Genomic DNA, 14,759 nt, shown 5'->3' on the forward strand with positions numbered 1-14,759 from the left:
TGAAGATGAAATGGAACACCCGTATTACGGAGTTATTACACATAGAGTATCCTATTATTCAAGGTGGGCTTGCTTATTTAGGTTATGCAGACCTCGCAGCTGCCGTTTCGAATGCTGGTGGATTGGGTCAGGTCACAGCGATGAGTCTTCCGAGCGCAGAGGCTTTACGTTCAGAAATAGAACGGGTACGTACTTTGACGGACAAGCCTTTTGGCGTTAATTTTGCCATCGGTGTGCATGGTATTGGTTATGAAGATCGGGTGCAGGTCGCCATCGACGAGAAGGTTCCCGTGGTGAGTCTCACCGGTGGGAATCCGGCCCCTATACTGGAGATGCTACAGCAGACTGATATTAAAACGCTCGTGCTCGTCTCTTCACGCAGACAAGCCCAAAAAGCTGAACAATTAGGCGCTTCTGCGGTTATTGTTGTTGGGCAGGAGGGAGGAGGCCACTTGGGACGTGATGATGTAGGGACTATGGTGCTCGTTCCTCAAGTAGTTGATGCGGTTGATATTCCTGTGATTGCTTCAGGCGGGATCGGGGATGGCCGCGGATGGATGGCGGCCCATGCACTGGGGGCTGAGGGAATTGAAATGGGCACACGATTCGTTGCTACGGTTGAATGTGTTCATGCGGCTGCTTCTTATAAAAAAGCCCTAGTAGAAAGCTCTGAGTCAGATACAGTCGTAATCAAACGCTCTATCGGAGCGCCCGCGCGAGTGCTACGTAGTGAGTACATAGATAAGATTCTCGAAATTGAGCGTGTGACTCCGACTTATGAAGCCTTAAAAGAATATATTAGCGGTGCAGCCAATAAGCGCTGGATTTATGATGATGTCAAAGAAGAGGGCATCGGCTGGGCAGGCCAAGTGACAGGGTTGATCCATGATACCCCTACGGTCTCGGAACTAGTCGGCAGGATAGTCAAAGAGGCAGAGTCGATTCGCGGGATGTGGGGAATGCAGGCGTGAAGATGTCAGCAGAGCAGTTGTATCCAAAAGATGAATTAATGAACTGAAAGCTAGGTATTAGATTGACGCTGCTTTATTAAGCTAACGGGCAGGTTTGCTCAATCATCGGGCATTATCGGACTATATTATTGGGAGCGATGGTGCGGCTAATCCGAGGCGTTATGCAAAAGAAGATAATAGTTGGTTGAATCTATCACGCTCCTCCAAAAAAGGGCAATGGCCGCTGTATTGGAATGGAACTAATTGCGAATTTTTAATCAGTTTATTTGTTTCCTGAGCTTGGGTAAACGGAACGACCTTATCATGAATTCCATGAATAATTAATGTGGGCACATCGATTTGTCCAAGATCGTTGTAAACATTCTCGTCTCTTAGCGTGACCATAATGGCAGAGGTCGACCAATTCGCAGCTTGTAAACCCATTAGAAAGAACCATTCGGATTTCGCTTCAGAAATGTACTGAAAGAAAAAGCTCTCCGTTTGGTTTTGCAGCATTTTCGGACGGTCATTGTTTGTCTCTTCGATGATTTTATTCGTAAATTCTTTTGGAACGCTTGATGGAGACGCAGCGTCGATCAGGACGAGTTTAGATACCCCGTACCCTTTATAACGAGCCATATAACGAATTGAGATCGCTCCTCCGGTAGAGTGTCCTGCCAGTGTTATGTTTTTTAGCTGTAACGCTTCGATGACCATACGAAGATCATCTGCTAATCTATCGAAACCGTAACCATCGAATGGTTTATCCGAATTGCCATATCCTCTCCAGTCCATTCCGATACAACGATATCCGAGCTTAGGAAGGAAATTGAACTGATATTCGAACTGGTTATGGTTTAGCGGCCAGCCATGAATAAAAAGTATCGTTTTATTTCCCTTCGGATTGATGTCCTCTATAAATACTTTTACGCCCGGTTCCACAGTAACGAAGTATCCCAAGTGTATCGCCTCATTTTTTTTAATGTATTTCCCCGTTAAGATATTCGCCCTAGGCAAGGTTAATGCCTAATTTCAGCGTCAAATTGGGTTAAGATAGTACGTAGAGATTTCTGAGGAATAGCTTGAGTGAAACAATTTCTTCAGATCATTGAGCTCACGGGGTACGTTAGTGGAATAGCGGTTGCTTAGGCAGCCGTTTTTTTTATTTGTTCAACTAACTGGCAGTTTAGTTGAAAAGAACATGCTATAGTTTTCTTGTGAACAACAAACTCGCGAAATTCCAAGTCGGTATTTCTATATAATAGACATCAAGATGTCTTTATCGTCTGTTTCTCCTATATTAACTGTGGTAAATTATGGAGAGTACTTATTTAAATGTCTTAGAAGAAAATGACTAGGGGAGAAATACTTCGTGGAAACTCACTCATCCAAATATCAAATGAAAAAGAGCTATATAATATTATTGCTAGTTTTCATATTAGTTATTTTAACCGGTTTTCGCATTTTATGGATGGAAGCGTTTCAATATCCCAAACAGGCGTCAATTCATAATGGGCAATTCGATTTACGCAATTGGAATGCAGAAGATGGCAGCATTCACTTACTTGATGGGGAATGGGAGTTCTATCCCTCGCAATGGTTGATAGATGGTAGTCGGCAACAAATGTTAGGCGATAATGCGCCAAGACACATTCAGGTACCGGGAGGATGGAGTGAAGTTTTGCATGCTGACAAGCCATCTCCATACGGGTATGGCTCTTATCGTTTGCTTCTTTATGTAGACCCGGCGAAGCATCTTAATTATAGTATTCGTGTACCCAGTGTACGCACTGCATCAGAATTATATGTAAACGGTCGATTACTTACTAAATCCGGACAGGTGGCGACAACAAAGGATGAATATATTTCGAAGGACCTACCTTATTCTACAACCTTTACAGCAGATGACAACGGTGTAATCGAACTCGTGATTCAGGCGGCAAATTATGTGGATAGTCGAAGCGGGGGCATTGTCCGATCCATAAAATTCGGTTCAGAAGAAGCAATTGCCAAAGAGATGAAGGCTTCCATTTTTATGCAGTTTTTAGCAGCAATTATTTTTATTATGCACGCTGTCTATGCACTTATTTTGTATTTAATAGGAAATAAGGAAAAGAAGCTGCTTTATTTTAGTTTGCTTGCATTATGTGTAACGATCACGAGTGTCTTTAGTACGGATGAGAAGTTGTTCCATCAGTTATTTTACATTGGAATTGATTGGGATTTTAGGCTGACTAATATTGCTTTCGTTATTGCAGCCTATGCTTTGCTCCAGTGTACGAATCATCGCGAGCTTCCATATTGGCGTAGGATGTACCCTGTCTATAAAATAATGAATCTAGGGACTGCCGGCATCACGTTGTTTTTAAATCCAACTCAGGTGATCATGCTCTTCCCTATTTATTATGTATTAGGTGGTACTGCTGCAGTTATAACGCTGATTACGATGTTTAAAAAAGTAATTAAAGATTTAAAGAGCAATCTTTTACTCCTTTTCTCTTTTCTTGCGTTGATGAACTATGCTCTTTGGTCGTTAATCTTGCTGGATAGCGGTTTGAGTCTTGTCTATTATCCGTTCGATTTGATTATTGCGATAGCTTGTTTAGCCTCTGTATGGTTTAAAGATTATTTTATCATGCATGCGAACACGAAAGAGCTTGCGACAACATTGCAAAGGATGAATGACCATAAAGATCAATTCCTAGCAAATACTTCTCATGAATTTAAAAATCCGCTTCATAGTATTCTTAATATGTCACAATCCGTTTTAAAACGGGAGCGGCATTTGTTGCAGGAAAGGAGTATCAAAGAGCTTGAAACGGGTTTATCTGTAGGACGTCGAATGACATTGATACTAGACGATTTGATTGATGTGATGAGTTTACGGGAAGGCAATCCGCGTATAAACAAAAGAGTCATATTTATTCAGCCAATTGTGACCGGAGTACTTGATATGCTGCAATTAAATGCAGATGTGAAGTCTGTAAAAATTGCAAATCAAATTCCTGAAGATTTTCCTCCGGTAAATGCGGATGAGAACCGGGTTGTTCAAATCGTTTTCAATTTACTTCATAATGCTTTGAAATATACGAATGATGGGGTCATTTCGATTCAAGCTTTTGTAAAGGATGGACGAGCCTATATCGTTATTGCTGATACCGGGATCGGAATGGATGAGAACATGCTTAAGCGCCTATTCCGTCCGTACGAGCAAGCCAGCACGAGTGAGACTATGATTGATGGTGGCTTTGGGTTGGGTTTAAGTATAAGCAAGCAACTGGTTGAGCTTCATGGAGGTACGTTAGGAGTGTCCTCTGTTTTAGGAGAGGGCTCAAAATTCACATTTTCGTTAAGGCTAGCAGGTTTGGAAGAGGAGGAAGAGAATGATTTGACCAACTCATTTGAACCATTACAATCCATGCCGATTCAAGAAATAGCCTCCTCAGTGTATATGGAAAAAGTGAAGATTCCGCCAGCTACGAATCAAACAACTTTAATAGAAATGAATCGTGAACGTCCGATTCTATTAGTTGTTGATGATGATCCTGTCAACCTTCAAGTACTTGAAGCCATACTACCACCAGACGAATATGATTTAACGATGGTAACGAGCGGTAAAGAGGCATTAGCTGTACTGGACACTAAGGAATGGGATCTGGTCATCTCCGATATCATGATGCCACAGATGTCCGGTTATGAGCTGACACGAATGATTCGTGAGCGGTTTACACTCACGGAGCTCCCTGTATTGCTCCTTACCGCAAGAAGCCAACCGAAAGATATTCAGAGCGGTTTTATAGCGGGGGCAAACGATTATGTGACGAAGCCAGTGGAAGCAATAGAAATAAAATCGCGGATTGAGGCGTTAGCTACGATTAAACAATCCGTTCGAGAACAACTGCGATTAGAAGCTGCATGGCTGCAAGCGCAAATCCAGCCTCATTTTATATTTAATGCGTTGAATGCTGTAACAGCTTTAAGTGATATTAATTTGGATAAGATGCGTAATTTGCTTGATGAATTCAGCAATTTTCTGAGGAATAAATTTGAATTTCAAAACATGGATAGGCTTGTTCCGATCGAAGAGGAGTTAAGTCTAGTACGTTCTTATCTATATATTGAAAAGGTTCGGTTTGAAGAAAGGTTACAGGTTATTTGGGAGACAGATGACTGTGGGGACATAAAAGTCCCATTTCTTACGATCCAGCCTCTCGTTGAAAATGCGATAAGACATGGCATAATGAAGCGCAATCGTGGAGGGACGATTCTTATTCGGATTTCTGTCTATGAGACGCATGCAGAGATAACCGTTGAAGACGATGGGGACGGAATAGACGAGGTCCAATTGCAACGAATATTAGAAAGGAAAGTAGATAGTCGTTCAGGCGTCGGATTGATTAATACTGATCTGCGATTAAAACGGCACTTTGGAACAGGACTCCATATCACAAGTACGTTAGGTACAGGGACAAAGGTAACTTTTCATGTACATAACAGGTTGAATAGCGGGGATAAAGCTAGGTGACATATAAGTGATTTAATGAGGAGCAACCTTGGCCGCTCTATGCTACATGGAAATACGACTCTATGTACTTTGCAGGAGTGATCCCGGATCCTAAAGTAATGTCTGAGGCGGATTTTGAACGGTGGATTGAGGCAGCTATGCTATCGGATTTTGTGGTAGCAGTAACTTTGGCAGTAACGGATATTGCGCAAGAACTAGCCGATAAATGGATTGCAAGTGGTGTAGAGCTGAAAATGTCGGCGGGTTGGAATTGTTACTGCTGGCTGCTCGGAAATCGCAAGGATAATGAATTTTCCGAAGGAAAAAAACACGATATTTTGGATGCGATCAGCGAAGAAACATGTGGAAAAGGCGGGAGACCATGAACGCACTACAGGAAGAAGCGCTGGAAGAGATGAAAGCGGCAATTTATGAGTGGTTTGAGGAACAAGAGAAACGAAAGGACGTGGAGGGCGCTATCAAGCGTACCACGCTGCAAGTGGGCATTTTTAACGACATTGTGCTGGATTATCGACCGGGTAGGACTAGCGTTGGCAGTTCGGATTTTAGAAGGAATGCTTCAGGGCACAAGTCGATGAAGGCGTCTCCTTTTACGCAGGAGGAGGTCTTGCATGAGGTGCAGCCCCGGTTGACGAGCATCGTAAGGGAGAAGCTGGACAAGTTGCATACGTCGGCCCTTATCGATTACCGATTTACCTTGAAGGGAAGATTCGCAACGGCAGACGGGCCCGTGAGATTAACGGTGTTTGACATCATATATGAAGAGAAAAAGCGGCAGCTTCTGGAGCGGGTTGAGTCCTATATCGAGCAAAAACTGGAGAAGGGCGCTTACCCGACAAAGCCGTTAGAAACTTTCTTTTTGACACGCCATCTGTTGGACCCGTATTTGTTCAACGAACCGGACGTCGGACGGACGATTGCTATATTTGACCGGATTCAGGCGTTGAATAAAGAACGGGCGCAAGCGCTGAGGGAGCATCGAAGCGATATCATTCGAGCTTTAACCCACTGGACCGAGGAAGTATTCCTGCCACGTCACTATGATGTTACGCTTTCCGAATACAGAACCAATGAAAATGGAATCAAGCCGGATAAGGCTCTCAAGCATATGGATGAGCCGAACCAGCCTATCGATCTGCTGTTGTACGGCGCTGTGATGATTCTTCGTTACGAGCCAAGTTACAGTAAAGCCAAGGGCATGACTTTTCTGGAGCTTGCGAGGCAGCTGGGCAGCGGCAAAGCCGAACGTATGTTGAAGGAAGGTAGCGACACCTTCGCGCGAGAAGACGTTCATCTGCGTGACGAGTTGACTGAATGCAAGGCTAACGATGTGTTTTCCATCATTACGGTCGTTATTCGTAAAGAAGAGGCTGGTGCGTACGAACGGGCGATTTCGTTCATTCTCTCCCTACTCCGGAAGGGTTTCCCAAAAAGCTACAAAATCAAGCTAAAATCCAGCGTGAGAGAGGCATTACCCATTAAAGGACTTGCCAAATCGGATACGCATCGTTTTTTCGCAAATGCACTGGCCTATTCCGAGCTGTATCCGTTATTGGAGGAATACGCTCGTGAGGCGATGGAAGAGTTTGTGTGGTACGAGGATACGGAAGGTGAGAAAAGCGTCATGCCGGGCAGTTATGCCGTATTCGGGCTGGGACTCGCGGACGAGCGCTATTTTCCGTTGGTAGAGACCTACATGGCCCTTGTAGACGAGGAGCATCAGCTGGTGCAGGACAAGTTCACAGCTGTTTTCGCCGAGACCCATGGCATAACCGAACGCTCGATGCCCGCCTTGATCGCTTGCCTGCGTTGCTCTCATGATTCGCTGAAGCTGAGGATTCAGCCTGAACTGGAAAGTGAAGACAAGCTATCGCTATTGGTGCAGCATGTCGAGGCTTTGGCGGATTACGAGGCCGAACGAGTGCTGTATCCGATTTTGGGCAAGGCGGAGAAGCTGGCTGTATTGGCTCGAAAGGCGCAGGAACCGCGTAAGGGGCTGTTGCTTCGATTGCTAAAGGCAGCGGAACAAGCTTGACGATAGGGAGGCTATCCTGTGTGAAGATCATTTGCAAATTTGCATACCACGTCAAAAAACCTTGAGAAGACGATCGAAGTATTAAGAGCGTTAAGCGAAGGAGCATGCCGCGGCAGCTCCTTTTACTTTTTTCACCGCTAGCCCCGTTACGGTGAACCTTACCATAAGTGACATGTGATAGATCTTTTGAAACAAGAAGCCGAAAACTTCTGAATTTTTGTAGAGATTTCAAACACTTTTATCATAATAAAAAATACACCTACAGCGATTGGGGATTAGAAAACTTATAACTGAGAGAGAATTCTGGAAAATACAACTGCAGTTGTTAGGAACGTATTTTAACACAAGGGAAACGTTAGTTTAATGACAATAGCAGCAGTCTATAACTTATTTTTCAAAAGCTGGCGATTCTTCAATTCAAAAACTACGCTAAATCAACAGCTCCAGTCTGATACTTTATTTTCACTGAACAGCTCGTTTCTATTCAAGCGCTAATATAGTATAAATTAATGGAGAAATCAAAAAATGTGCCTATTAATAACCAAAAAACGGAGGCGAAGTCATGAGTGAGATTGCTAAAACATCAAAACCACCTTATATGCAGTGATTTTTACATCTGAACGAACTGATGGAGATAACCAATATGCGGAAATAGCAGATGAAATGTTGAAACTCACTTATAAAACAAGAGTTTGTAAGGTTGAAAGGGATTATAGATTTGAAAGGGTCTGAACAAGTCGAGTATGGTGCGGGAAAAGAGAAAGCCCATCACAGTAAGTTGAAAGTGATTCTTTTCCAACTTATTAGGGATGGGCTATCTTTGATTCTAATATTTTTCGGATACTCTTGATATTTTCTTTTCTACAAATGAAGAATAGTCAGTTCCTTAGGGAAGCTTGTTAAGGTTTCCGCACCTTCAGCTGTAATAATCAGATCATCTTCGATACGTACACCCGCTAGTCCCGGTACATAAATCCCTGGCTCGACGGTGAACACATTGCCGATCTCTATAATGTCATCGTTCTGTCCATGGAGTGATGGATATTCATGAACATCCATACCCAGTCCGTGTCCGACACGGTGCAAGAAATATTCTCCGAATCCGGCTTCCTCAATCACATCACGCGCAGCTTTGTCGACAGAACCGAAAGGAGCTCCAGGATTGGAAGCAGCGATCCCAGCTTCGTTGGCAGCCAGCACGGTGTTATAGATCGTGATTAGCTTGTCGTCCACGGATTCAATAGCAAAGGTACGTGTAATATCAGAAGCATAACCATCAGCATACACCCCAATATCAAACATCAGGAAGTCGCCTGGCTGAATGACCCGGTTGCCTGGAACACCGTGAGGCAGGGCTGTTTTTGGACCAGAAAGCACCATAGTGTCGAAGGAAGGGCCGGAAGCGCCAACCTTTTTCATTAGATATTCCAGTTCCGCTACTAAATCGTTTTCTGTAACGCCTGTTTTCACATGGGTAAGCACGCGGCGCAAAGCTTCCTCAACTAGCTCAGCGGCATGTTTCATGCGTTTAACTTCATCTGGGGTCTTTTTGGAGCGCATGCTGCGCAGCAATGGACCTATATCACTAAAACGTTCTGCTGGAACGGCTGCGGTTAGATGCTCAAAACGGGCTACTGAGAAATGTTCCTTCTCTATACCAAGAGTACCTAGCTTACTGCTGCCGAAACAATCTTTAAGCAGGTTATAGGGATTATCGGTATCATTATGAGTTATGATTTTGGTGACCGAAGAAGCTGCTTGAGCCGCTTCTGCATCTAGTGCGGGTAGAATGAGCATTGGCTCTTCTCCGCGTATCAACAGCAGACCGAGAAAACGTTCATGCGGATCGCTGGCGAATCCGGTTAAATAGTAGACATGTTTGGGATCTGTTACGAGCAGGGCATCAAGGCCTTCGCCCGTCATTTGCTGCTCTAGGCTTGTCAGAGCATTATTCATAGTTGGTGTTCCCCTTTCAACTTCACGATTAGAACTGCAATATTCCTATTATAGATCAAAAATAGACTAGACGCACGAGACGGACTACATCTATCGTTGGCTAATCATAACATGCCTATTCGCAAGCTTTCCGTAAAGAAGGATGCATATTTGATCACCTATACTTTTAAAACCTGACAAGAAGCTTTTCTTGAGCCTACTAGTTGGTGTAACATAATCTTAAATATACTTCTCGTAAGGTTAGGCGGAAGCTTATTGAGGTACGGTTGTTGAGAGAGGAGTGATTCTTGGGATGAGAGGTAAAATTGCACTTGTAACTGGAGCAAATTCTGGTATGGGGCTAGCGACGACAGTTGAACTGGCTCGCAAGGGAGCCAAAGTAATTATGGTATGCCGTAATCGCCAGCGTGGAGTGGAAGCACTGGCTGCCGCCAAGCAAAAGAGCCACTCCGTGGATATCGAGCTGATGTTGTGTGATCTGGCCTCGCTGGAGAGCATTCGCAGTTTTGCGGAGGAATTCACCCGGAAATATCCGATTCTAGATATACTCATCAATAACGCTGGGGTAGTCACGATTAAGCGTCAGCTTACGAAGGACGGCTTTGAGATGGATCTTGGTGTGAACCATTTGGGTCATTTTTTGCTCACGAATCTGTTACTGGAGCCTTTAAAAGCAGCAGAGCAAGGCCGTATCGTTGTGGTTGCTTCCGGTGCTTACAAAATAGGTGCACTTCACTATGAAGATCCAACTCTCGCACGCCGTTTCAATCCCGCAAAAGCCTATGCTCGATCCAAGTTAGCCAATATACTATTCACGAAAGAGTTGGCAGCACGCCTGCAAGGGACAAGAGTAACGGTGAATTGCGTGCATCCAGGAGCAGTGGGCACAAATATAGGTGTTAACCGGGAGACAGGCTTTGGCAAGTCGATCCTTAAGCTGCTGTCATACTTCTTTTTAACTCCTGAACAAGGAGCCGATACAGCGATCTATTTGGCTACAGAATCGGATTTGCAAGAGGTAACCGGTCAATATTATTATCGACGAAAGAATCAGGAACTGACTCCCAGAGCACAGAATAAACAAGAGGCACAGCGGCTGTGGCAATGGAGCCAGGAGCAGGTCGGCCTGAGTGAATTAACACATTTGGAGGAATCAAGGGATGAATTGGGAGAATAGCAGGATTGAAGATGCAAAACCTACAGACTTAGCAGCTATTGTGGAGATTTATAACTCAACGATTGCTGGACGGATGGTAACTGCGGATCTGGAACCTATTACTGTTGCTGACAGAGAAAAATGGTTCAATGAGCATAACAGCCACCATCGTCCTTTATGGGTACTCAGGCAGGGAGATGAGATTGCGGCATGGTTCAGCTTTCAATCCTTCTATGGTCGTCCAGCGTATAATGCAACAGCAGAAATTAGTGTATACGTGAGTGAAAAGTTCCGTGGTGGTGGAGCCGGTAGAATTCTTTTGAAAGAGGCCATTGAGAAAGCACCTAGTCTCGGCATTAAGAATCTAGTTGGTTTTGTGTTCGGACATAATGATCCAAGCCTTGGTTTGCTAGAAAAATTCGGTTTTAAGCAGTGGGGATTACTACCCGGTGTAGCTGAATTGGATGGTATAGAACGTGATTTAGTGATTGTTGGACTTAAAATCTAATTGCCACAATTGAAACGCTTACATTTTGAGTGTTGAGCTTACACTATTTGTGTCACAATCAATCCATATTTTTGACCAACGCTGCAAATCCCGGATAACTGTCTCCAGGGCAAGTCCTTTATCCGTTAAGGAATATTGGATTCGCACAGGTGTCTCAGGGAATACTTCTCGAAGGACAATCCCTTCCAGTTCCAGCTCTTTAAGTCGTTCGGAGAGCAATCTTCCGCTGATGGGCAAGGCTGCTTCAATCACATTGAAACGTTGCGGTCCTTGGAGGAGCTGGTAGATAATTAAACCTGTCCAACGCCTGCCGATAATATCCATACTTTTTTGTAGCTGGGGACATAAATCAGTGGACTTCATATGGCTCACCTCTTAGTGAACATTATAAACGAAAAGACCAATAATTTAAACAAATTCCAATTTAATTCATAACTAGAAGGGATGATTGACAGTGGCTAAAAAAAAGAAAATGCCTACCACTCCGCGTCCTGCTGCGACCGATGGACCAGCTACGCTAAAAGACCTATTGAGCAGTGATGTTCTTGGAAAGCTGAAGGCACAATCTGATGCGTTGAAAGCGGAAGAGAATGACCGCAAGGAAGCTGCTCGTAAAGCGGTTGAAGATCAGCGAAAAGCTGAGCAAAAGCGGCTTGAGAATGATTTTGCACATCTGTTGGAGAACAGTAATCAGGATTGGCACAAGTATAAATAACTGCTATAGCTAGCGGAAATAGATCATGTGATAAAGAGATGCCTATTAGGGTGTCTCTTTTTTAATGTTATTTATAAAATTCAATTGTTTTAAATTTTACTATACGAAAGGGTTGACCCTCAAAGTGGGCTTAGGTATAATCGAACATAGTGCAAATGAAAATCATTATCAATACCGATAATATCATCTATTTGTCAAACTATTTAACTATTAAACAGATAAGGAACAACTCATGAAACTAAAATATTTGTCCCTACTTCTAATAGTATTCTCATTTATATCTTTGTTTATAGGCGTAAAAGACATTTCACCTTTGGATCTTTTTTCGCTTACGGAATCTCAGATACAGACTCTGCTAGTCAGCCGGATTCCACGCTTAGCTGCACTGATTATAGCTGGTGTAAGCATGAGTATTGCCGGATTAATTATGCAGCAATTATCACGAAATAAATTCGTTTCTCCCACTACGGCGGGCACGATGGATTCCGCGAAATTCGGTATTCTCGTGTCCCTGATGCTGTTCACAGGGGCGACACCGATGCAGAAGCTGCTCGTTGCTTTTGTTTTTGCCCTACTAGGAACATTTATATTTATGAGAATCTTAGATCGGATCAAGTTCAAGGATAGTATTTTTATCCCGCTGGTCGGACTCATGTTCGGGAACATTGTAGGCTCGATTACTACATTTTTTGCTTACAAAAATGATTTGGTTCAGAATATCTCGTCTTGGATGCTTGGCGATTTCTCAACGATTATTAAGGGTCAATACGAATTAATCTATATCAGTATTCCACTTGTCATTCTCGCGTATGTTTTCGCCAATAAGTTCACCGTTGCCGGTATGGGGGAGGATTTCTCCGTCAATCTCGGTATGAACTACAAATCGGTAGTGAACGTAGGATTGGTGATTGTAGCGTTAATCTCTTCAGTTGTTATTTTAACCGTAGGTACGATTCCATTCCTGGGTCTTGTTGTACCTAACATAGTAACGCTATACATAGGCGATAACTTGAAAAAAAATCTGGCGCATACTGCCATTCTAGGTGCGGTGTTCCTCCTGTTCTGTGATATTCTGGGCAGGCTCATTATATATCCATACGAAATATCCATCAGTCTCACGGTAGGCGTCATCGGAAGTGGTCTATTTATCTACTTGCTGATGAGAAGAAAGGCGAATTAGTGATGAAGACGAAACTAACTATATTATCCTTAAGCGCTGTTGCTCTCATCGTCTTGTTTATGACCTATCATGTTATGGGAAATTGGGATTATGTTCTACCCAGTCGGGGGAGAAAGCTGGCGGCCATCTTAATTACCGGAGCGGTGATAGCTGTCTCTACCGTAGTTTTTCAGAGCATTACGAACAATCGGATTTTGACACCTAGTATTCTGGGGCTAGACTCTTTGTACATGTTGATCCAGACGTTCGGTGTATACGCCCTAGGCTCATCAAATATGACGTTTATGAATAAAAATGTGAATTTTTTGTTCTCAGCTTGCATCATGGTTCTGTTCTCAGGTGTGCTGTATAAGCTAATGTTCCGCAGAGAGGGTCAAAACATATACTTCCTGCTGCTCGTAGGACTTATTATGGGGACGATGTTCCAGAGTGCATCTTCTTTTATGGAAGTGCTCATTGATCCGAATGAATTCCTGATTCTACAAGGAAAAATGTTCGCCAGCTTCAACAACGTCAGCAGTGATCTACTGATATTGTCTACAGTTGTTCTAGCGCTAACTACGCTGTATTTCATGCGATTTGTGAAGTATTTAGATGTTATTTCTTTAGGAAAAGATGAAGCCATTAACTTAGGGATCAATTATGACTATGTAGTCAAAAGGCTGTTAGTTATTGTATCCATCTACGTTTCGATATCAACGGCTTTAGTAGGGCCGATCACTTTCTTGGGTTTATTAGTAGCCAATGTGGGGCATCAGTTGTTCCGTACGTATAAGCATTCCTATCTGATTCCCGGCACGATTTTGCTAAGTATTATAGCGCTTGTCGGGGGACAGTTTCTAGTTGAACGTGTGTTTGGATTCACTACTACGGTTAGTGTAATCATTAATTTTGCAGGTGGCGTCTACTTTGTCTATCTGCTGTTAAAGGAGAATAAGTCGTGGTAGAAGTTAAGCATGTAACCAAGCGTTATGGCGGAATTACCGTCGTTGACGATGTGTCTTTATCCATTAAAAAGGGTACTATTACCTCGTTTATCGGCCCTAACGGAGCTGGTAAAAGCACGTTGCTTTCCATGATCAGTAGACTTATCTCCAAAGACGCGGGAGAGGTACTGATCGAAGGAAAGGAAATTGGCAGCTGTAAGAGTAATGAACTTGCTCGTAAAATATCGGTACTAAAGCAGTCCAATCATATCAGCGTACGCCTTACCGTGAAGGAGCTTGTTTCTTTCGGAAGGTTCCCTTATTCACAGGGAAAGCTCACACCTGAGGATCGAGCGTTCGTTGACGAAGCGATTGCTTACATGGACCTTCAAGAGATGCAGGATAAATATATTGATCAGCTTAGCGGTGGACAACGTCAGAGAGCGTATATTGCAATGGTTATGGCTCAGGACACTGAGTATATTTTGCTCGATGAACCGCTCAACAACCTGGATATGAAGCATTCTGTACAAATTATGAAGGTGTTACGCCGATTGGTAGAAGAGAAGGGCAAGACGATTGTGCTCGTCATTCATGATATTAATTTTGCTTCTTGTTACTCTGATTACATTGTAGCGCTCAAGAATGGGCGGGTAGCTTCATCGGGTACGGTGGATGAAATTATTGATACGGCAGTGCTTAGGGATGTATATGACATGGATATCCCTATAGAAACAATAGGTGGTCGTAAAATTGGTGTCTATTTTTAAACAAGACGCCGTTTATGTTCGGAAATTATTATGACGTA

At 43.3% G+C, this 14,759-nt stretch carries 12 protein-coding genes and 1 pseudogene; 10 read left to right on the top strand and 3 right to left on the bottom strand.

Annotated elements, in window-relative coordinates; translation table 11 throughout:
* Positions 1-5 precede the first annotated feature (5 nt).
* On the top strand, positions 6-971 hold the full coding sequence (locus tag MKX35_RS28410; protein ID WP_076298407.1) for an NAD(P)H-dependent flavin oxidoreductase: 966 nt from the start codon (positions 6-8) through the stop codon (positions 969-971).
* A 159-nt stretch (positions 972-1,130) separates the two neighbouring features.
* Here the strand turns inward: MKX35_RS28410 and MKX35_RS28415 are convergent, their stop codons facing one another.
* A complete protein-coding gene (locus MKX35_RS28415; protein ID WP_076298258.1) occupies positions 1,131-1,910 on the bottom strand; it encodes an alpha/beta fold hydrolase in 780 nt (259 codons plus the stop codon).
* A 412-nt stretch (positions 1,911-2,322) separates the two neighbouring features.
* Here MKX35_RS28415 and MKX35_RS28420 point away from each other — a divergent pair, with 412 nt between their 5' ends.
* From MKX35_RS28420 to MKX35_RS28430, 3 genes and pseudogenes are all read left to right on the top strand, one after another.
* Positions 2,323-5,475: a hybrid sensor histidine kinase/response regulator gene (locus MKX35_RS28420; RefSeq protein ID WP_143759279.1), complete on the top strand. Its 3,153-nt coding sequence runs from the start codon at positions 2,323-2,325 to the stop codon at positions 5,473-5,475.
* Between the two features lie 14 nt (positions 5,476-5,489).
* Positions 5,490-5,810: pseudogene (locus tag MKX35_RS28425) on the top strand (DNA alkylation repair protein); the annotation flags it as partial.
* A 26-nt stretch (positions 5,811-5,836) separates the two neighbouring features.
* Positions 5,837-7,510 (top strand): DUF6138 family protein, encoded by a 1,674-nt coding sequence (locus MKX35_RS28430; RefSeq protein ID WP_076298257.1) that lies wholly within the window; start codon positions 5,837-5,839, stop codon positions 7,508-7,510.
* A gap of 861 nt (positions 7,511-8,371) precedes the next feature.
* Here the strand turns inward: MKX35_RS28430 and MKX35_RS28435 are convergent.
* Complete coding sequence (locus tag MKX35_RS28435) at positions 8,372-9,466, bottom strand: M24 family metallopeptidase (RefSeq protein ID WP_076298256.1); 1,095 nt, start codon at positions 9,464-9,466, stop codon at positions 8,372-8,374.
* 292 nt (positions 9,467-9,758) lie between these two features.
* Between MKX35_RS28435 and MKX35_RS28440 the strand changes: the two genes are divergently transcribed.
* Together MKX35_RS28440 and MKX35_RS28445 are read left to right on the top strand one after the other, a co-directional pair.
* Positions 9,759-10,643: an SDR family oxidoreductase gene (locus MKX35_RS28440; RefSeq protein WP_076298255.1), complete on the top strand. Its 885-nt coding sequence runs from the start codon at positions 9,759-9,761 to the stop codon at positions 10,641-10,643.
* Positions 10,627-11,130, top strand: coding sequence for a GNAT family N-acetyltransferase (locus MKX35_RS28445; RefSeq protein ID WP_042185652.1), 504 nt, complete (start codon positions 10,627-10,629; stop codon positions 11,128-11,130). Before MKX35_RS28440 ends, MKX35_RS28445 begins: the two co-directional genes overlap by 17 nt.
* An 18-nt stretch (positions 11,131-11,148) precedes the next feature.
* On the opposite strand, the gene MKX35_RS28450 is transcribed toward MKX35_RS28445, so the two are convergent.
* Complete coding sequence (locus tag MKX35_RS28450) at positions 11,149-11,493, bottom strand: winged helix-turn-helix transcriptional regulator (RefSeq protein WP_042185654.1); 345 nt, start codon at positions 11,491-11,493, stop codon at positions 11,149-11,151.
* 109 nt (positions 11,494-11,602) lie between these two features.
* Here MKX35_RS28450 and MKX35_RS28455 point away from each other — a divergent pair, with 109 nt between their 5' ends.
* The 4 genes from MKX35_RS28455 to MKX35_RS28470 all read left to right on the top strand — a co-directional run bounded on the left by MKX35_RS28455 (position 11,603) and on the right by MKX35_RS28470 (position 14,721).
* Complete coding sequence (locus tag MKX35_RS28455; RefSeq protein ID WP_143759304.1) at positions 11,603-11,845, top strand: YqkE family protein; 243 nt, start codon at positions 11,603-11,605, stop codon at positions 11,843-11,845.
* 232 nt (positions 11,846-12,077) lie between these two features.
* Entirely contained in the window at positions 12,078-13,025 is a 948-nt protein-coding gene (locus MKX35_RS28460) for an ABC transporter permease (protein WP_076298254.1), read from the top strand.
* A gap of 2 nt (positions 13,026-13,027) precedes the next feature.
* Positions 13,028-13,972 (top strand): iron chelate uptake ABC transporter family permease subunit, encoded by a 945-nt coding sequence (locus MKX35_RS28465; protein WP_042125012.1) that lies wholly within the window; start codon positions 13,028-13,030, stop codon positions 13,970-13,972.
* Positions 13,966-14,721, top strand: coding sequence for an iron ABC transporter ATP-binding protein (locus MKX35_RS28470; protein ID WP_076298253.1), 756 nt, complete (start codon positions 13,966-13,968; stop codon positions 14,719-14,721). The genes MKX35_RS28465 and MKX35_RS28470 overlap by 7 nt, the downstream gene beginning before the upstream one ends.
* The last annotated feature ends 38 nt before the right edge of the window (positions 14,722-14,759 follow it).

It is taken from the genome of Paenibacillus sp. FSL R5-0923 (genome assembly GCF_038009145.1).
GTDB lineage: Bacteria > Bacillota > Bacilli > Paenibacillales > Paenibacillaceae > Paenibacillus_AQ.